The sequence below is a fragment of the Phenylobacterium sp. genome, from assembly GCF_016124325.1.
Taxonomy (GTDB): Bacteria; Pseudomonadota; Alphaproteobacteria; order Caulobacterales; family Caulobacteraceae; genus Phenylobacterium.
In genome coordinates, this window is sequence record NZ_WGNY01000018.1 from 106,338 (window position 1) to 123,946 (window position 17,609).

Genomic DNA, 17,609 nt, shown 5'->3' on the forward strand with positions numbered 1-17,609 from the left:
ATAGCAGAAGACCGTCGTCGCTCGCCTGGCGACTGGGCAGCAGGTTTTTGCACAATAGGGCCGACCAAGATCGCGCCGGCCCTTTACGTGCCGCCGCAGGCGTCACCGCCGTCGCTCCTTGCCGCCGTCGTCCCGGGCTGGGCCAAAGTCGCGGCTTGCGGCCCGCAGTTGCCGCGCCAGCGCCAAGCGTTCGGTGTCGGGGCCTGGCATCGTCCTGACGAACGCCTCGACCTTCAATCCGAGAGCCCGGTCTGCCGGGTCGCATGAGCGCTGCAAGAGCGCTGCCTGCGCGAGGTAGAGTTTGCGCACGCTCTGCTGTCGCTCCAGCAGGCGCAATTCCCATGGCCGCGGCGCTGCGTCATGCCGGAAGGCGGCCTTCGCGGCGTCCTGATAGGCTGCGCGCTGGACTCGCGAAGGCTCCCCGCGCCCAGCCTCGTGGCGGACGCGCATCCGACGGATGGGCCCGCGTTCGGCCTTGCGCGTGATCCCACGGCTACGACGCGGGGTCGCCTCCGCCTCGACGCCGCGATCGCGCAGCGCTTGGGCGAAGGCCTGGCGCCACAATTCGAGGTCCGCTTTCTTCGGATTCAGGCGCTCGCCGGCGTGGCCACGTGCACAAATGGACAGGTGGACGTGGGGACGCGGCGTGTCGGTGTGCAGCGTGAACACGTAGTCATGGCGACCTGCGAACATGTCGCTCGCAAATGCCCGGGCGGCGTCGCGAAGCCCGATCTCGTTCGTGCCCGCAGGCATCGACAGCACCACGGAGAGACTGGTCGGCGAGTCCGCTCGACGCCGGCGGTCGGCCAAGACAATTGCCGCCCAGCCATCGGCCAATTCGGCGACCTCAGGTCGACCGACCACCAGAGCCCCGTCCGATCCCTCAAGGTCGAGCCCGCCGTTGCGGGAGATGTAGTCGAGATGGGCGCGCAGGTGGCCCGCATCGCGCGTGCGGCCAGTGACCTTCACCATCACCTCGGGCGCATGCGACACGATCCGCTGCAGACGAGCGCGGACCTCGCCGCCGGTTGGTGCGGGCGGCCGTATGACCGCGTGGGGCCGAACGATCCGTTGGCGCACCGGCGGACGCCAAACGTCCTCGAAGCCAGGCACCGTGCGGAACTCGGTCATAGATCGACCTGCCAGTAAGCCAGGTTGCCCTCGAACGCCTCGCGAAGCGCACGGATGTGCGCGCGCAGCTCCGTCCTGAGGTCGGCGAGGGCGGCGACTTCCAGGTCGAGCACCTTGCCGTCCATGACCGCCGTGTTCAGGGCGCGGGCGATCTGGTTCACGTTGATGCCGATCCGATGGACCTCGGACTGGATTGCCAGCAGGGCGAGCTCCTCCGACCGGCGAAAGGTGGGCCGCCCTACAAGCCGTCGCCGGATGACTGCGGCCGCCCAGCCATTGCGGCTCAACCCCATCGAGCTCGCGGCGACGTCGAGGCCACGGGCGTCGGCCGCGGCCAGCCGCACCGTGAGTTTTGTCGGCCGAGGCCCGGATGGACTCGCGGGCGGCGGCGGGTCGCCCATGGAGGCCTCAGCGATGAGCCGCCGGAGGCTCGCGGACCGACCGCCGTGCGTGCCCGCCCAAGCGTCGAAGCGAAGCGCCAGTTCGTCCGGCAGACGCACGTTGAACAGGGCCACGACCACGCCTCGCGTAAGACACCGCCGCCGCGAAGGCTATCCTGCCCCTAGATCGCGACCTCCTCAGACTGGTCCCTCCCCTCGGCGCGCGCGACGGGTAAACCTACCCGTCGCGCGCGCTCGCCCCCCCTGCGGGCGCCCCAGCCGGGCCAGTCTCGAAGCACCGGACCCGATAGCGAAGAGGATAGGCTGACGCGTGACCTCAGCGGCCTTGCGCCGCCGTTGGCTCCGCATCAGCTTTCCGCAGCTCCGCCACCATGCCCCGGGAACGACCTCAGTTGACGAGCTCCGCCCTGAAAGACCCGTCTGCCTCAAGCGGTGAGCGCCTAATGATCTTCACCGAACTAGAGCAAGCCGATGGGACGCCCGGCCGGAGGATCGCCTTCGCCGGGGTTGAGGTGCGGCCGCTGGACTATGCAGCGCTCGCGACAGCCAAACTGCACGCGCCGCTCACCATTCCGCTCGGATGGGACAACGCCAGGATCGTCGACACCAATATCCCCGATCTCGATCTGGACCAGCTCTACAGTGCAAACGCGACGCTGGAGACCCCCTTCACCTCCCACGCCGTCTGCCTGGTGAGGGGCGGCTGGCTTCCATCGTCGCTGGCCGCGACGATCGACGACAGCACCATGCTGCTGGACCGCAACCTGGTCCCGCAACTCGTCGGGCGGATGCGTCGAAGGGCGAACGGCGGCGTCAACCAGGACTTCCTCGACCTGCTTGCAGATCAGCCCGTGCGGCTCCATCCGCTTCTCTACGCGATGGAGGGCAATGCCCGAGCGATCCCGACGCCCGACCAGCTCCGCGCGCAACTCGACGAGGCCGTGCGCAAGCTGCAGGCCGCGATGCCTCTGGCCCGCGTCGTGGCGGATCCAAACGTCGTTCGCGGCGCCCTCGGCCTTATCGAGGACGCCAGGGAGGGCTTCATCCGCAAGCAGGACTTCCTGCTGCGGGTGGCCCCCGCACTTGCTGCGCCGGTGGCTCAAGCGAAACTCCAGGAGACATGGGACAAGATCCTGGCGGCGGCTGACGCTTGTGGCGTCGCGCGGACCTCCCTGGTTGTCCTGGCGGCCCTGAGCACCGCCGCGGTTCCGAACGGGGCCAGTCCCGCAAAGGCGCTGCTGAAGCCGAAGCGCGGTTATAGCCAAGCGGACGCCTATAATGCGCTGGCCGATCTTCGAGCGCTGGAACTGCTACTCGGCCTCTTTGCCCTTTATCCCGCGGCGCGCATTCAGCTCTGCACCGCCGACCGGCCGTTGGCGCTCTTCTGGGCCGGTTTGTGCGCGTCCGGATTCGAACGTCGCGGCCAGGGTTTCGCGTTCGATCTGTCGCCGGTCGAGGCCCTTCTGCCTGGCCCGACGCTCGACGCATGGCGTGCGGCCGCTCAGCCACCATGAGCCGCTCCTGCTTCGGGCGTGGGCCGGCGCGAGGACCAGCATCGCCCGCCTGAGCGCGCGTTCACCTCGATCGAGGCGTCGCCTATCGGGACCGCGCAATCCAGGAACGCGCCAGGTGCTGCGCCCACAGCCACGCCTCCCGATCTTCGAAGCGATCGGCCTCCTGGGCGAGCAGGGCGAGACGTTCGCGTGCCGGCCCCGCCACAAGGGGGTTGGGATTGTTGGCGTTCTCAGCCAGCCGCTGCACCTCGGCCATGCTCAGCTTGTCGGTCATCGGAACGCCTCCCCGTTCAGCAAAGCCGGCTGGCTTCCGCTAAGCAAGCACAGCCGGCGCCCGCCTTAGGGGGCGAGCGCCGGTTCGGCTCAGGCCGCGCGTCGCGAATTCGCCTGCCGCTGGTGCAGGAAATCCGCCGCCCGCTGTGCATGCGCCGCCGCAGTGAAGATGAACCGCCGGTCGTCCTTCAGCACCTCCAACCAGCTCGCAATGTAGCTGGCATGGTCGGACCGCGGCGTGAGCTCAAGCCCCAGGTCGGCGCAAAGGAACGCCGCACCGAGCTCAGCGACGAGTTCCTCGCGGGCGTAGCCCTCGTCGCCCCAGTGCTTCCGGCCGAAGTCGCGGTCGAGGCGGGCTGGATGCTTGGTCCAGTGCGTGCACTCGTGCGCTAGGGTGGCGTAGTAGGACTCCGGGCCCTCGAAGCACTCGAACGGCGGCATCTGCACATAGTCCGGCTGCAGCGCATAGTAGGCCTGCGCGCCGCCGTGCCGCACCTCGGCGCCCGTGGCGACGAAGAACGCTTCGGCGTGCGCAATCCGCTGGGCGGCGTCCAGCCTCGGTTCGGTCGAGGCATGGAAGTGAGCCGGCAGGCCGTCGACCTGTTCGACGTTGAAGACCGTGTACGCTTTGAGGAACGGGATCGAGCGCTCGACGTCCTCGCCGCTGTCGCCGGTCTCCGTGCGGGTGATGCGGTTGGCGTAGACCACGGTCGAGCCGTGCTCGCCCTTGCGGACATGGCCGCCCAGGGCGAGCGCCTGGCGAAAGGTGATCCAGATCGGCGCCGTGTAGCCGCGGGCCACCGCTTCGGCCCAGAGCAGGATCACGTTGATCCCGCTGTAGGCCTCGCCGGTCGAGCGAAGTGGCCGGCTGATCCGGCCGGCCAGATGCTCGGCGGACCAGGGCTTGGTCCAGGGCCGCACGCCCTGTTCGAGATCGGCGACGATGGCTTGAGTGACCCGGCTATAGAGGTCCGGGCGAGAGGTCTCGTTGAGGCGCGTCATCGCGGCCTCCTGTGAGCTTGAGGTTTTCGGGAAAGCGGCGCCCCGCCGCTGTCGGCGGGGCGCTCTGCGGGAGATCAGTTCGAGCCGTTCGGGCGCGACCAGATCAGGTTGTAGCCCTCGTCGGCGTCGACCAGGCTGGCGTAGATCGGAGCCGGGAAGCTCGGGTCGTCCAGCTTGACCGAGAGGTAGTCCCGGTTCTCGCGGGAGGTCTTCTTCCAGGCGGCGCCGAATTCGGTCTGGCCGGAGAAGATGCGGAAGTCGGGGGCCTTGTCGTTGTCCTTCTCGACCTTGCGGAAGGTGGCCTTCTTGACGTCGAGCGTCAGGGTCTTGATCGCGCCGTTGTAGTTGCCGGTGTCGTCCATGCTGAAGGTGCCGATGGTCGCCATGGTGGTCTCCTGAGGTTCCTCGGACCGCGCCCATCGCGGCCTCGATGGCGATCCCCAGGACGAGGGGCGGCGGCCGCCGCAGCCGCCAGGCCCGAAGCGGAGCGGAGGACGCCGCCGGCGACTTGTTTGCCTCGCGAGGAATTCGGCGCAGCCGAAGGGGAAAGAAGTCGCTGGCGGGGTTGCAGCGGACGGCGGGGCCGCGAAGCGGCCCGCACCCCTCGGCCAGATCAGGCCATCGAGGCCACGATGGGCGCGGTCCCAACCTCGGGGACACGTTCTGGCGGCCGACCGCCACCGTCGTCCACGTCGCCGGCCAGCACGCACGAAAAAAGGGCCGCGCGCCTCACCGGCACGCGGCCCCAGGTCGTCACCGGTCAACGCCGCCGAGGCGGCTCCGGCTTCAAGCGGCTTCCTCGGTAAGGTTCGATGCGTCCGCCTGGCTTCTCTCGCGCTCAACCGGCTCCGGCTTTCGCAGAAGGCTGGGCAGCCAGCCCGTCCCGGCCAGCAACGCTTCGGCCTCGCTCGCCATATCCGGCTTCTTCAAGCCGCCGATCCGCTCGGCCGCCTCCTCCGACGCGGCCTCCCGCACCGCCTCGGCGATCCGGCCCTTGGTGACGCGGCCCAGGTAGCTCGTCACGGTAGGCGTCCAGTAGCCAGTCATGTCGAGGTCCACCGCCTCGGCCAGCCGGTCCGCGTGCGCCCAGGCGCCCGGCTTGCGGTCGAAAGGCGCCCGGACGGCGTTGACCGTCAGGCTCGCGCAATGCGCCAGGAGGTCCAGCAAGTCCGTGACCGAGAGGTCCTGCACAAAAGCCCAGAGCGCGTCGGCCTCCTTCGGGACCCGGCTCGCCCAGGCCGCATGCCGCTCAGCGACGCTGCGTCCGGCGCGGGTGTCGCCGATGCCCGGCGCGTGGCCGTCGAGGTAGGCCGACACGCCCTTGATCTCCAGGCAGGTGGGCCGCTCGTACGCTGGGTAGAAGGCGGATAGCGCAAGGGCGTGGACCACTGCTGAGAGCGCCACCGTCGCGTTTCCCGCCAAGGCGTCGCGCAGCGCCAGGGTGCGGTGGGCCGTCAGGTCCAGCACAAGGCGTTCCGAAAGCGGCGCGCCCGAGTCCTCCTCCGGCTCCTCGGCTTCCGCGCCGCGTTCGCCCGCCGCGCCATCCGCAGAGTCGTCGCTCGCGTCGGACTCAGCGTCCGCTTCGGGTTCAGGCGGCGGCAGGTCCTCGGGCCGGATCAGGCCGCGCTCGATGCGGGCCACGCCGTCCTGGCCGAGGATCACGAACACCCCGCCGCGCGGGATCTCGTCGGGATCGTAGGCCGTGCCGTCGCCGAAGGCGTCAAGCGCCGCGTCGATCTCTTGGAACCGCGCCTCAACCTCGGGCGGAAGGTCCTCGACCGTATCCCACTCGCTGACCAGCGCGTCATACTCGTCCGACAAGGCGTCGATCTTCGCCTTGTCCTCTTCCGAGCGCTCCACGGGATGCGGATAGACGCGGGCGAGCCCCAGTGCGCGCGGGAAGTCGATATGGGGTTCGGCCCACTTCCAGCCTTCCTTCGACCGAACCTCCTCGGCGATCCCGGCCAGCTTCTCGGCGACCAGCCGGTCCAGCAGGCCCACGTCCTCGAACCAGCCGCCGCCGTCCTCGGTGAAGAGGTCACGGAGGATGGTCCCGCCCGCCTCGCCATAGGCCTCGGCGCCGATGAAGACCGCACGCCGGTCGGTGGCCGACACCTTGGCCTCGGTCATGGCGCGGCGGATCAGGTAGGGTGGGCGATGCGGGCCCAACTGCTCCAACACCTGGGCCTGCCGTGCATGGTCCTCGCTGACCGCGAAGGCCATCATCTGGTCGAGGTTGAGTTCGCCCGCCCGGTAGAGGTCCATCAGGGCCGGATTGATGGCGCCGAGGCGAAGCCGCTGGCGCACCACGTTCGCCGAGACGCCGAACCGGGCGCCGATCTCCTCGGCGGAGAAGCCGCGCTCCTCGGCGAGGCGCCGGAAGGCTTCGAACTGGTCGGCGGGGTGCATGCCCGTCCGCGTGAGGTTCTCGTCGAGGCTGATCTCATGCGGGTCGTTGTTCAGGTCCACCACGCAACGCACCGGCGCGGTCTTCTTGATCTCCTTACGCTTGGCGCGCAGCAGCAGCGCGAGGCGCCGTCCCTCGCCGATGGTGACGAAATAGCAGCCGGTGGGCGCTCCCTCCGTATCCGTCTCCGGCTCCACCACCGGCACCTGAAGGACGCCCTTCACCGCGATGCTGGCGGCCAGGGCCTCGATATCGGCTTCGGCATGCGGGGTCCGCCGCGCGTTGCGCGGCGACTTCTTCAGCTTGTTGAGCGGCACGTCGATGACGTCGCCGTCCTGATGAACGATCTGAGCTTGTTCGGTCATGGTCCTGCTCCTTGGGGCATGGCTTGCAGGCGCAAGGCGCGCCTGCAGCCCTGCCCGTCGGCGAGACCGGGGGTGCAAGCGGAGAGGCGGCTTCGCGGGGAACCGGCTGCAGGGCTTTCAAGCCCTGCAAACCTGCCGGTCCTGCCCAGCCCGAAGCTGGGCGGAAGCCGCTCCGAAGCGCGCCGGGGGCGGAGCCCCAAGCCACCGCCGCGCGACAGCGCGGCTCAAGAGAAGGCTGCAAGGAGCCTGCGCGCCGCCAGGCGCTGCACGGCGGGACGCGCCGTCGAGCGGCCGCTGGCGCGAAGCGCCCGAAGGGGCGGACCCGTAGGAGCCGCGTCAGCGGCGGGACCGAGCACGCCCGCCGGCCGCTCTCCGAATCCGAGGGGGCGTTGCGGGGATCTCCCCGCTCGAAGGGGTCGGACGAGACGTCAGGCTCGACCGCAGGGGAAGGCCTTCCCCTCACACTCAGCTTCGGCCGAGCAGCTCATCAAGCGCCCGCAACGAAGGATCGGAATGCACCACCTGGAACCGCGTGGTCCGGCCGCGATCGAGGACGATCAACTCGATCCCGCCATTCATCACGCGCAGGGCGTGGCGATCGACGTAGAACTCAGCCGATTTGAAAGGCGCATCCCCCAGGACATCGTCGAGCAAAGCGGGCAAATCGGTCACCACCTCGGCGACGCGCGCCGCGGGATCCCAGGTGATCATGGGTATTAGGTGCGTGCGCTCGCGGCCATAGAGGGCCAGCCATTTCCCCTCGGGAACTGTGCCGGAAGGGCCAAGGCCTTCACCGATCCGGCCCATCGAGATCATGCTCTCGACGGCGCGCACCGACGGGTTGCGACGAAGGATGTCGTCCGCCAGGTCAAAGTCGTCGCGAGTGGCGTAGAGGAACCGTCGGCTGTCCACGACCTGATAGTGGTTGAAACTCTGAACGGTCGCGTCGTCGACGGGCACGGGCCGGCCGCTCAGAAGTCCGTTCCGCCACGCGATCAGCGGCGCCAGACGTTCGGAGTCGACCCGCATCGACTCCAGCGGAATGTGGGTCAGCTGCCGGCGCAGGCTGGGACAAAGGAAGCCGAGCATCAGATCGCTGGCGACCGGCAGATAGATCTGGACGCCCATGGCGCGAAAGCCGGTGTCGCCATTCGGAGCGTTGCTCACGCGGACAACCGGATGGTCGGAGGTCCAGAATCGAGCGTCGCCGGCGGGTTCGAGGAGAATGATGTCCTTCTCCAGCAGGGCGGCCCGCAGATCGTCCCGCTCGGCGAGGAACTTCAGGCTCTGAAGACGGGCGTCGTTGTCGGTCGGGAACTCGTCCTCTGCGGGCGTTTCTAGTCCGACTTCGGCGATCCGTTCCGCCAGCTGGCGCGGGAGGGCCTGAAACGTGCTGCGGACCATCGGCGTGCGCAGGAACTGGACGACGACGCCATCCGCGAGCCGGGCCCGGAAGGCCGGGTCGAGGTCAGCGACCCTCCGGTTTCGCGTCAGTGTGTCGCCGGTATGCGCGAACACGCCGTCGATATCGCCGAAGGCGTCCTCGAAGTTCAGGATCTCGCCATCGGGCAGCACGAGGGTGTTGTAGTCGTTGGCGGAGCCGGCGCCGCCGAGGCCGGCGCTAAACCGCCGGGCGGTGGTCTTGTCATAGACCCAGACCTGCTTGCCCCGCCCGTCGATGCTGAACCGGCGCAGCACCGAGCGCGGATTGAAATGATGGTTGCGGGAGGGTCTCTGGGGTGGTGTCGCCATCGACGCTGCAGATCTCCATAGGGCCGTCCTTGAGCCACCCGGAGGAGGACGTTGTGTTTGCGAGCCCGCCTGGCACAGGCTCCTTGTCGGCCGACACGGGCGTGGCCCTGTCAGAAATATGAGTACAAATTTCTGACAGGGCGCCGCGCCCAACGCGCCGCTAGGCCTGCCAGTCGCGCCGTTCGGTATCCTCGTCGTGCCGCTTGGCCTCCCACTCGTAGCTCTCGGCCAGCTCGTTCAGCGCCTTCGCCGTATGGGGGTGCTCAAAGGCGATCGCCTTGGCCCACGCCCGGTATTTCGCCGCCTCGCGCCGTTCCAGTTCGCCGCCGTCTCCGGGCATGCGGGTCGTGACGCCGCGTCGGTTGGCCTTGCCGATGCGGAAGCCCTCCAGCATGGGCTTGCTACGGAAGAGGTCGAGCGCCTCACGCACCGCTTCCGAAGGCCAAGCGCCGTCCGCGCCTATGGGCGACGCCGAGAGCATCTGGCCGATCTTGCTGTCGGCGATGTCCTCGCGGCCGACCGCCTTGGCCAGGGCGCGCGCCTCCTTGATCCAGGACTCCAGCACCTCGCCGTCGATAGTGTTGTCGTCACGACGCCCCGGGATATGGCTCCACAGATCGAGCAGCCGGTAGGCCTGGTGAGCGACGGCGCGGGCTTGCTCGGGATCGGCAGGTTCGGGTTCCTCGATCCCGCTGTCCTCGCTGGGTTTGAACACCGCGCTCAGCATTTCGATAAAGAGCCTCGGCTGCTCCGAAAGCGTCGCCAGCAGCACTCTCGCTGGACGGCGCGAATGTTCGAGCACCCGAAGGTAGTTCCATTCCAGCCTCGCCAGCGCATTGCGATCGACGTCGTCGCGCGTGTCGAGCTCGGTCAGGGTCTCGGCGACGTAGTGCTGGAACATGGTGGCCTCGTTGCCGTCCTCCAGATTCTCCAGAGGTTGCTGGGCGGCTTGCTCCAGCACCTCGACCAGCATCGCTGTCGGCAGGCGGTCGTTCTTATCGCCGCGGCCGACCAGCGCCAGGGCGTGACGCGCCCGGCCGACGTCGATGAGCTGGCGAATGGCATAGGAGATGTCGCCGCCGTCTTCATCCATCCAGAAAACCGGAGCGCGGCGCCAGTAGGTGGTCAGGGTATCGCCGCCAATCTTGGCCACTTGGTCCCAGGTCCAGCGGCTGGTCGGCAGCGCGCGGAGGATGGTCATGAGCGCGTCATCGCCCCAGGCCTGCTCGAGCGCCTGCGTTATCAGCGCCTCGGCCCAGGCCTCCTTGCGGTCCCGGAACACCGAGATGATCAGGCCATGGGCGACATCCCGTTCATGGATGTCGGCGCTGCGCGCCGCCGCCTCGATCAAGGCGTCGAGCTCTGTGGCCGCAAGCCCGCTGTCGTAGAGGGCCTTGCCGATGTAACCGGGACTGTCCGCGAGACGCGCGAGGCTCAGGATGGCCGCAATGCCTCCGGCCTTATAGAGCGCTTGCGCCGCCGCCTGCCGCGCGACCTCGACGTCGCGCTGCTCGGCCTGCCAGCCTTCGTCGCTTGGCTTTGGCAGCGCGACCGAGCCCTGGAAGAGCCAGGCCGCCCGCGCCAGCGGGTCCGTCGGCGCGAACCGGTCGTAGACCGCCTCCAGGCGGCTCAGCACCTCCTCCGGAAGGGACCAGTCGACGTCCGGGAACTGCCGGTGATGATGCAGGACGCGCCGGAGCTTATCCCAGAACGCAGTGCGGGCGGCGGCGTCCGTGACCTTCGGCTCGGCTGCTTCGAGCGCCGCCAGCGCAGGTTCCGGATCGGGCGAGAGGTCGCCGAGCCGGTCCAGCAGCGCCGCCCACCGCGCCGCATCGAGGCCGACATCCGCGACGAGCCGTTCGCTGATCTTGGCCGCGCCCCGGCCGATCAGGTTCCAGGTCACGACTTCAGGCCGGTCGACGCTGAAGTCGCGCCAGCGCGGCATGGATGATGGGCTCGACGTGTCGTGACCGCTCGGCAGGACGCCGAGCATCAGCTTCCACGCCGTCCGGGGCTCGTGTTTGCGGATCAAGTCGATCGCGCGGATTCGCTGCTCCTGGGTGGCGTAGGTTTGGGGAATCCAGAGGAGGTGAATCTCCCGCAGGCTGTTCATCGGCCCGTTGACGTACTTGCGCGGCTTGACGTCGATCGCGTCGAGGCGGGCCAGCACGTGGGTCACGCGCGGCATCCAGTCGGGAGACCACGCCAGCGATTCCAGCGCCCACATCAGGTCGGACAGGTGCTCGGCGCCGAAAACGCCACCGTCATCGTGGCCGAAGAGGGCGCCGATCGGTGGATCATTCTGGTCGAGACTGTCTTCGATGGCGCTCAGGAAGGCCCCCGGGGAGGCTTCGGCGAGCAGCCGAAAATCATTGGAAAGCGACCACCAGCGCCGCGCATCGGCGTCCCGGAGCAGCCGTGCGACGATGGCGTCCGCGCGGCGCGGGGCGTCCGCGACGGTGCGGATCTTGTCGCCCCAAAGCGCCAGCAAGATCAGCACCTGGCCGACGCCATGCCGCAGTAGGCCGGAATAGTCGGGCCGCACGCCGTGGATGTCCGCCATCCAGCGATCGTCCGGGGCCATGTCGAAGCGCGGGTCGGCGGCGCCCAGGACCGCCTGGGCGACGCTTTCGAAGCGATCCAGGTCGGCGGGCGTAAGATGATGCGCCAGCAGGACCCAGGCGTCCGACGGCGAGGAGATCCGCCAGGCGGGACCGACTTTCTGCAGCGGGCTGTCGAAGGCGCCGACAAGCGGCGCCAGGTCGCCGATGATCGCGTCGTAGGGTTGGTCAGCAAGTTCGGCCAGACGCGCCCGGTCGCCCTCCGACGTCTCGACCCAGCCTCCTGCCAGCAGCGCCGCCAGGAGCGCCTTGGGCGGCGTCCCCTCCGCCCACCGCGGTAGGCGTCCGGGTGCGCCTGGGATCAGGCGGCGCAGGACGGCCAGGTTGCGGGCGCTGTCGCGGGCCAGCGCTTTTGCGCGCGGCTCGGCAATGCCGGACGCTTGAAGGGCATTTGCGATGCCTTCTCGCGATGGGCGCGCCAGGGCGCGAACCTCACCGCGGCCGATGAGGCGTTCGTCATAGGCTTGGAGGACGAAGTGACCGTGCTTGGCCAGCGAGCGGGCAAGGCCCGGATCGGGCTCGTTGAGCAGCAGGATCAGGGGCGGGGGCGCATTAGCGAGGGCTCGGGCGGCTTCCGCCGTCGTCACCACGATCGTGCGGGCGCGGTAGGCGGCCGCGAGGTCGCCCGGCAGTTCGCTCAGGGTGGCGTGGAAGAACGCCGCCACCTCCTCGGTAGTGGTGGCCTGCAGCGACAGGACGGCCGGCTCGCCGCGCAGCCAGCGCAGGATCTCGGCCGAATCTTCGCTGCGATCGGCGAGCACGAGATCTTCGGTCAGCCGCCATTCGGTGGCCAGCGACCACTCTTCCCAAACCTCGTCGAGCTCCCGGGTCCCCGGCGGCCGCTTGTCGAGGCGCGCGGCAATCCAGAGCCCCACCGCCGGATGCTGTTCGATCCAATGCACCAGGTCGTCGGCGTCATAGACGCGGACCTCGCGCCATGGGCCTTCGGCTTGGCGGGCCGCGGCCCAAACGTCCTTCTGGGGCCAGTGGCGCAGGGTGACGAAGATATAGGTGGACTCGGCGGGATCGAGCGGCCCTGGCGCGGCTGTTCGCTTCTCGTAGTCCTCCGTCGCCTTCTGCTGGATATTGCGCCGCTGGACCCCAAGCTCCCAGCCGGCCTGGCCCTTGGGGACATAGGCGTTGCCGGTGACCGCGGACGTGACGCCGTCCCAGCCAGGATGGCGAACGCCCTCGTCCGCCGGGAAGCGCAGTTGTATGCTGGGGTCATGCGCCGCCTGCACTAGCTTGGCCAGCAGCGTGGGAAGGCTGACCGGGCCATCGGTGCGGTCGGCCCAATCCGACAGGTCTTGCGCGCTGACCCAGCGGACGGGGACGCCTGAAACTTCGGCGCCGACGATCGGCGGCACGGCCGGGCCGATGACGGCCCCGGTTGGCAGGAAGGTGATGCCTGCGTCCTCCAGGGCGGTGCGGATGGCCTGAGCGTTGTTGGCTACGGGCGTGCGCGAGCCGCGCTCGAAGTCGGCGATGGTGGAGGTGCCGACGCGGGCCGCCTTGGCGAGATCCTGCTGCGACCATGCGAGCAGGGCGCGGGCCGCCCGGACATGCTTGGGCGTGAGTTCGGCAGGCGGGCTGGACTTGGTCATGTCATAGGAAATATATGACCTCAGTGAAGAAATCCCAACTGTTCTCTTTCGTAGACAAATCGATATTTTCTGCCGACATTATGTAACATCATGGCCCAGCGTCATATGAATCATCGCGAACGCGCCCTGAGCCTGACCCGGGCCCGAGGGATCGCGCGCGCGCGGGACTTCAAGGCCGCCGGCATCCCGCTGGTCTATCTCAAGCGCCTGACCGATGCCGGCGACCTCGCGCGGCTCGCGCGGGGCCTCTACCAGAACCCCGAGGGCGTCGGCGTGGACATCGCCCATGATCTGGCCGAAGCCGCTCGCCTCGTCCCGAACGGCGTGGTCAGCCTTGTCAGCGCGCTACGCCAACACGAGCTGACCACCCAACTTCCCCACGCTGTCTGGATGACCATCCCGCACAAGGCGCGGACGCCGAGCCCCGCCGGTGTCGGGCTCGAAATTGTCCGCGCGACCGGCGAAGCGCTGACGGCGGGCGTCGAGCATGTGCAGGTGGAGGGCGTGGAGGTGCCCATCTACGGCGTGGCCAAGACGATCGCAGACTGCTTCAAGCACCGCCGCCACGTCGGTGAGGACGTCGCGATCGAAGCCCTGCGCGACGCTCTGCGGCAGAGGAAAACGACCCCGAGCGAGCTCATGAAGTATGCCGCGATCGACCGGGTCGCCAGCCGGATGGAGCCGTTCATCAAGGCCATGCAATGACCGCGAAGATTCTCAAGAATCCGGCCGCGTCGGTCCGGGCCAAGCTGCTCCTGCACGCCAAGCAACACAGCGACAACTTCCAGCGGATCCTGACCCGCTATGCCATCGAGCGCCTGCATTTCCGGCTCAGTCAGACCGAGGCGGCCGACCGCTATGTCCTCAAGGGCGCCATGCTGTTCGTCACCTGGCCCGAACACGTGTTCCGCCCAACCGGCGACCTCGATCTGTTGGGGGAAGGCAATCCCGACCCTTCCGCCATCACCGAGCTTTTCGCGCGCATCTGCCAAGTGCCGGTTCCGGAGGACGGCATCGTCTTCGACCCGGCCACGCTGAAGGTCGAACCCGTCCGCGAAGCCGACAAGTACCAAGGCGCCCGCATCAGCCTGGTCGGCCGACTCGACGGCGCCGAGATCCGGGTGCTGGTCGACATCGGCTTCGGCGATCACGTCTATCCGCCGCCCACGCGCAGCGCCTTCCCGGGTCTGCTGCCCGACCTGCCGCAGGCGAACATCCTGATGTACCCGCCCGAGACCGTCGTCGCGGAGAAATTCGAAGCGATGATCCGCTTCGGAGAAGCGAACGGTCGGATCAAGGACTTCCACGACATCTGGGTCACCACGCGCACCTTCCCCTTTGACCTTTCCACGGTCATCGAGGCGGTGGGCGGAACGCTGCGGCGGCGGGAGACGGCGATACCCACCGACATGCCGGTGGGTTTGACCGAAGCGTTCGCCGCGATCGCCGATGAGCGAGGACTGTGGACCGGCTTCCTGCGCCGCAATCCACCGACGCTCGAGCCGCCAGCCTTCCCCGCCTTGCAGGAGGAGCTCCGCCGCTTCTTTGGGCCGGTCATTGCTGGCCTTGCGCAGCCGGAAGGCGTCACCGGCCGATGGGACCCAGACGCCAGCGCGTGGCGCTAGGGTCGAGCGGATCTCGCTAGGGCTGGTCGCCCGACGCCAACGCCACCCAAGCTGAAAAAGCGATCACTCGCCGCGTTAGCTGCCGAACGCCTCATCCGCGGGCGGCAGCAGGCCATAGGCCTTGAGGATGCGATAGGTGGCTTGGCCATCGATGACGCAGAAGCGGCGCGGCCGTCCCGGATAGACGGTCATTGCCCTAAGGGTCGCCCGCACGGCCTCCCCAATTAGGTGGGCGTGCTGCACGACAGAGATGTCGGCGCCGGAGTTGGTGAGCCGATAGATCTGATCGGCGCGCGCGCCGCACATGTCGAGCGTCATCTCGCGAAACTTCGCGGGCCCCTTCAGCAGAAACGCCGCCGTCTTGCGCCGGCCCGCCACGCTGACGCTGGCGGAAAAATGGTCGTTGGGTTCGCCGCCCCAATCCTTCCTGGAGGGCTCCGCGAGCAACTTGGTGAAGGCGTCTTTCACGGCCGCCTCGGGCACGCGCGCCATGACCCGCATCCACGTCTCGGCGTCTTCCACATCAGCGTTCGCCATCTCGGAGAACTGATCGATATCCTCCGGCAGGATCTCGCCATAGTCCCGGCCCATCCACATGAGCGCGTCACCACCGCGCCTGTTGCGAGGATGATCCAGACTGGGAGCGCCAATGACGAGCGGCTCGATCTCGTACCGGTCGCCGCGATCGTGCAGCAGACCGACCATGGCCTCCACATAGCCGCGACGAGCGCCCTCGGAGAGCGTCATTCGGCCGGTCGCGCTCACCACATGCTCGGTGTGATAGGCGATCTCGACCGGCTTGCCGAAGTCCACATCGAGCAGCACGGCGTGGCTGACCCGTTTCGCCTCGTAGATTTCCGGACAGGGCGCGAGCTGCTCGATGCTGCGGAACAGCTGGCGCGGTTTCCCGCGGGAAAGCGCCTCGAGCAGCGTGGGAGCTTCCAACACGTCGCAGAGGTCGAGCAGGATCGTCACCAACAGGTGGTCGTTTCCAAGTACGGTCAGGTGATCCGTGCCGGGCCGGGCGTCGTGGAAGTAGACCTCCCGGACCTCGGGCGGTAGCGCCGACAGGCACAGTCGCCGGTTCAAGAACCCCATGTCGATGTGCTGGTAGTAGTCGTCGCGGCGGATGAGGCCTGCGGTGTCCTTGATTGTCACGCGACGTTGGCCCGATCGACGTCTTCGAACGCCCTGCTCATGCGTCGACCGACGAACGAAGGCGGCGCGCCTCGATGATCTCGATAAGTTCGCTGAGGTTCAGTTCGCGGCCTGCAAGCCGTGGGCGGATCGGCTCGAACGCCGCGAGCATGCGCCGGTATCGCGTCAGACTTTCCGAGTGCGAGTTGAGATGCGCCCGGTCCTTGAAGCGCGAGAAGCGCCCCATGTCTTCCACCAGGAACGACATCACACTGGCATGCTCGATCTCGTGGTTGCCGTCGAAGCCCGTGAAGCGCGCGAGGTCTAGATGTCCGACGGCGGCTTCCAGCCGCTTCCGATCCTCATCGCCCAGACGATCCACGGCTGCCTCGACGAAGTTGAACATGTCGAGCATGTCGACGACCTCGGACTTGATGTCCCGGTTGTCGCCGACCGTCGGGAAGAAATTGCCGTACTCCATCTCGAGGCCCCAGGTGTGCCCGTAGAGGAGCGCGCGGCGGATCAGCTTCGGGTCGAGCTCACGGTCGGCCTCCACCTTCTCGTGGATGTCGCAGAGCAGGTAGAGCATCAACTTCTCAACATTCGAGATGTCGAGGCGCCGGGAAGAGGTCGCGGCATTGAGGCCCGTTTCGACGAGCCTGCGGATTGCCTCGGCCCTGGACGGCAAATCGCCCTGTTCCCGACGCCACGCGTCCACTCGATCGAGTGTGTCCTGCTCCAGCCTCAGCTCAAACCGCTCAGATTTTGGGGGCATCAGCCACTCCGGATATTACGTACATTTGTACGGTACAGACGATAGTTCGACGGACATGTCAATGCCCCTCCCGTGAGCGAGCCATGGGGGTCTCATCCGCGTCGGATTTTCACCTGACGCGGAGATTGAGTATGGTAGAGCTCCGAAACCTGGAGTTGCCGATGCGGTCCGAAAACGAGACGAACCAACGCCGAGCCGTCGACTTCGAGGCTGCAACGGACATCTTCATCTCAGCCTTTCCGGGCGCGACGCTTGCGGAGGTCCACGATCGCGCCCTGGCGGCCGCGAAGAACTGCGACCTGATGGGCTTTGCGCACGAAGCGCGGGTGCTGCGGGAAACCGCCGGGCGCATCAAAGTGCGGATGACGCACTAACCCCGAGCCGAGTTGGCCAGCGTTTCTCCAGCCCTAGTGCGGCCGTTGCTCAGGTAGCAGGGCAGCGACAGTCTCGGACCATAGGGTGAGGATCTCGGCCTCCTGCGCGTCTGTCTCTCCCACGGTATCGGCGAACACTCTCAGGAGACGCGCGAACTCGTCGGTGGTCGTGACGCCTGCCGCGTGCAGGACGCTCGCAACGAGCGCCACCATCTTGCCATGCGCGGCGACGAGGGCCCGCTCCAACCTAGCCTCCGCGGCCGAGGTCAAGATCGGGGGCGGCGTCCACTGCGTAGAGGCTGCGGCTTGTCGGCGCCCGCGTCGGGTTCGGCGAAGAGCGCGGCGATCGGCACGCCGAGGGCGTCAGCCAAGCGGTCAAGTAGGTCGACGGAGGTGTTGCCCTGTTCCCGTTCAAGTTCGCTCACCCAGGCGCGATCGACGTTCGCATCCGCGGCCAATCGCTCTTGCGAGAGCGACTTGGCGGTGCGTATTGCCCTAAGATTCCAAGCCAGAAGCGTGCGCCCCTTCATCCAAGAACGGGGACACTTCCGTAGGCAATGAAACCACGGTCTTTAGACTACAGATTAAGACAGGATCGTGCGCCGGCTCAAGCGCGAGGTGCACGAAC

Annotated in this window: 16 protein-coding genes; 4 read left to right on the forward strand and 12 right to left on the reverse strand. The window is 67.8% G+C overall.

The annotated features are described in order from the left end of the window. Positions 1 to 102 precede the first annotated feature (102 nt). A complete protein-coding gene (locus GC203_RS10740) occupies positions 103 to 1,131 on the reverse strand; it encodes a relaxase/mobilization nuclease domain-containing protein (protein WP_293454106.1) in 1,029 nt (342 codons plus the stop codon). Beyond that, entirely contained in the window at positions 1,128 to 1,652 is a 525-nt protein-coding gene (gene mobC / locus GC203_RS10745; RefSeq protein WP_293454109.1) for a plasmid mobilization relaxosome protein MobC, read from the reverse strand. Before mobC ends, GC203_RS10740 begins: the two co-directional genes overlap by 4 nt. 323 nt (positions 1,653 to 1,975) lie before the next feature. Between mobC and GC203_RS10750 the strand changes: the two genes are divergently transcribed. Continuing rightward, positions 1,976 to 3,046: a hypothetical protein gene (locus GC203_RS10750; protein ID WP_293454111.1), complete on the forward strand. Its 1,071-nt coding sequence runs from the start codon at positions 1,976 to 1,978 to the stop codon at positions 3,044 to 3,046. Between the two features lie 82 nt (positions 3,047 to 3,128). Here GC203_RS10750 and GC203_RS10755 read toward each other — a convergent pair whose 3' ends face one another. The 6 genes from GC203_RS10755 to GC203_RS10780 form a co-directional block, all read right to left on the reverse strand. Beyond that, the gene (locus tag GC203_RS10755; protein ID WP_293454114.1) at positions 3,129 to 3,320 is read right to left on the reverse strand and encodes a hypothetical protein; all 192 of its coding nucleotides are present in this window, start codon (positions 3,318 to 3,320) and stop codon (positions 3,129 to 3,131) included. Positions 3,321 to 3,409: 89 nt separating this feature from the next. Continuing rightward, the gene (locus tag GC203_RS10760) at positions 3,410 to 4,321 is read right to left on the reverse strand and encodes a zincin-like metallopeptidase domain-containing protein (protein ID WP_293454117.1); all 912 of its coding nucleotides are present in this window, start codon (positions 4,319 to 4,321) and stop codon (positions 3,410 to 3,412) included. Between the two features lie 74 nt (positions 4,322 to 4,395). Then, entirely contained in the window at positions 4,396 to 4,707 is a 312-nt protein-coding gene (locus tag GC203_RS10765; protein WP_293454120.1) for a DUF736 domain-containing protein, read from the reverse strand. A 400-nt stretch (positions 4,708 to 5,107) separates the two neighbouring features. Next, positions 5,108 to 7,093, reverse strand: coding sequence for a ParB/RepB/Spo0J family partition protein (locus GC203_RS10770; protein ID WP_293454122.1), 1,986 nt, complete (start codon positions 7,091 to 7,093; stop codon positions 5,108 to 5,110). A gap of 465 nt (positions 7,094 to 7,558) precedes the next feature. Then, on the reverse strand, positions 7,559 to 8,845 hold the full coding sequence (locus GC203_RS10775) for a DUF4238 domain-containing protein (protein WP_293454125.1): 1,287 nt from the start codon (positions 8,843 to 8,845) through the stop codon (positions 7,559 to 7,561). Positions 8,846 to 9,005: 160 nt separating this feature from the next. Then, positions 9,006 to 13,070 (reverse strand): helix-turn-helix transcriptional regulator, encoded by a 4,065-nt coding sequence (locus GC203_RS10780; RefSeq protein WP_293454128.1) that lies wholly within the window; start codon positions 13,068 to 13,070, stop codon positions 9,006 to 9,008. 90 nt (positions 13,071 to 13,160) lie between these two features. Here GC203_RS10780 and GC203_RS10785 point away from each other — a divergent pair, with 90 nt between their 5' ends. Next, positions 13,161 to 13,775 (forward strand): type IV toxin-antitoxin system AbiEi family antitoxin domain-containing protein, encoded by a 615-nt coding sequence (locus GC203_RS10785; RefSeq protein ID WP_293454130.1) that lies wholly within the window; start codon positions 13,161 to 13,163, stop codon positions 13,773 to 13,775. After that, on the forward strand, positions 13,772 to 14,695 hold the full coding sequence (locus GC203_RS10790; RefSeq protein WP_293454132.1) for a nucleotidyl transferase AbiEii/AbiGii toxin family protein: 924 nt from the start codon (positions 13,772 to 13,774) through the stop codon (positions 14,693 to 14,695). Before GC203_RS10785 ends, GC203_RS10790 begins: the two co-directional genes overlap by 4 nt. A gap of 75 nt (positions 14,696 to 14,770) precedes the next feature. Here GC203_RS10790 and GC203_RS10795 read toward each other — a convergent pair whose 3' ends face one another. Together GC203_RS10795 and GC203_RS10800 are read right to left on the reverse strand one after the other, a co-directional pair. Continuing rightward, entirely contained in the window at positions 14,771 to 15,853 is a 1,083-nt protein-coding gene (locus GC203_RS10795; RefSeq protein WP_293454134.1) for a hypothetical protein, read from the reverse strand. Positions 15,854 to 15,890: 37 nt separating this feature from the next. Beyond that, entirely contained in the window at positions 15,891 to 16,607 is a 717-nt protein-coding gene (locus GC203_RS10800) for a YfbU family protein (RefSeq protein ID WP_293454136.1), read from the reverse strand. Between the two features lie 131 nt (positions 16,608 to 16,738). On the opposite strand from GC203_RS10800, the gene GC203_RS10805 reads away from it, so the two are divergent. Continuing rightward, positions 16,739 to 16,981: a hypothetical protein gene (locus GC203_RS10805; protein ID WP_293454138.1), complete on the forward strand. Its 243-nt coding sequence runs from the start codon at positions 16,739 to 16,741 to the stop codon at positions 16,979 to 16,981. A 33-nt stretch (positions 16,982 to 17,014) separates the two neighbouring features. On the opposite strand, the gene GC203_RS10810 is transcribed toward GC203_RS10805, so the two are convergent. Then, positions 17,015 to 17,227, reverse strand: a complete 213-nt coding sequence (locus GC203_RS10810; protein ID WP_293454141.1) for a hypothetical protein — start codon at positions 17,225 to 17,227, stop codon at positions 17,015 to 17,017. Between the two features lie 20 nt (positions 17,228 to 17,247). Beyond that, positions 17,248 to 17,511, reverse strand: coding sequence for a helix-turn-helix transcriptional regulator (locus GC203_RS10815; protein WP_293454143.1), 264 nt, complete (start codon positions 17,509 to 17,511; stop codon positions 17,248 to 17,250). Positions 17,512 to 17,609 lie beyond the last annotated feature (98 nt).

What these genes read in the sequence shown, in the direction of transcription:
- GC203_RS10775 (WP_293454125.1), bottom strand. Translation starts at nt 8,845, where the DNA reads ATGGCGACACCACCCCAGAGACCCTCCCGCAACCATCATTTCAATCCG.
- GC203_RS10765 (WP_293454120.1), bottom strand. Translation starts at nt 4,707, where the DNA reads ATGGCGACCATCGGCACCTTCAGCATGGACGACACCGGCAACTACAAC.
- GC203_RS10780 (WP_293454128.1), bottom strand. Translation starts at nt 13,070, where the DNA reads ATGACCAAGTCCAGCCCGCCTGCCGAACTCACGCCCAAGCATGTCCGG.
- GC203_RS10750 (WP_293454111.1), top strand. Translation starts at nt 1,976, where the DNA reads ATGATCTTCACCGAACTAGAGCAAGCCGATGGGACGCCCGGCCGGAGG.
- GC203_RS10805 (WP_293454138.1), top strand. Translation starts at nt 16,739, where the DNA reads ATGGTAGAGCTCCGAAACCTGGAGTTGCCGATGCGGTCCGAAAACGAG.
- GC203_RS10755 (WP_293454114.1), bottom strand. Translation starts at nt 3,320, where the DNA reads ATGACCGACAAGCTGAGCATGGCCGAGGTGCAGCGGCTGGCTGAGAAC.
- GC203_RS10800 (WP_293454136.1), bottom strand. Translation starts at nt 16,607, where the DNA reads ATGCCCCCAAAATCTGAGCGGTTTGAGCTGAGGCTGGAGCAGGACACA.
- GC203_RS10790 (WP_293454132.1), top strand. Translation starts at nt 13,772, where the DNA reads ATGACCGCGAAGATTCTCAAGAATCCGGCCGCGTCGGTCCGGGCCAAG.
- GC203_RS10760 (WP_293454117.1), bottom strand. Translation starts at nt 4,321, where the DNA reads ATGACGCGCCTCAACGAGACCTCTCGCCCGGACCTCTATAGCCGGGTC.
- GC203_RS10785 (WP_293454130.1), top strand. Translation starts at nt 13,161, where the DNA reads ATGGCCCAGCGTCATATGAATCATCGCGAACGCGCCCTGAGCCTGACC.
- GC203_RS10815 (WP_293454143.1), bottom strand. Translation starts at nt 17,511, where the DNA reads ATGAAGGGGCGCACGCTTCTGGCTTGGAATCTTAGGGCAATACGCACC.
- GC203_RS10740 (WP_293454106.1), bottom strand. Translation starts at nt 1,131, where the DNA reads ATGACCGAGTTCCGCACGGTGCCTGGCTTCGAGGACGTTTGGCGTCCG.
- GC203_RS10770 (WP_293454122.1), bottom strand. Translation starts at nt 7,093, where the DNA reads ATGACCGAACAAGCTCAGATCGTTCATCAGGACGGCGACGTCATCGAC.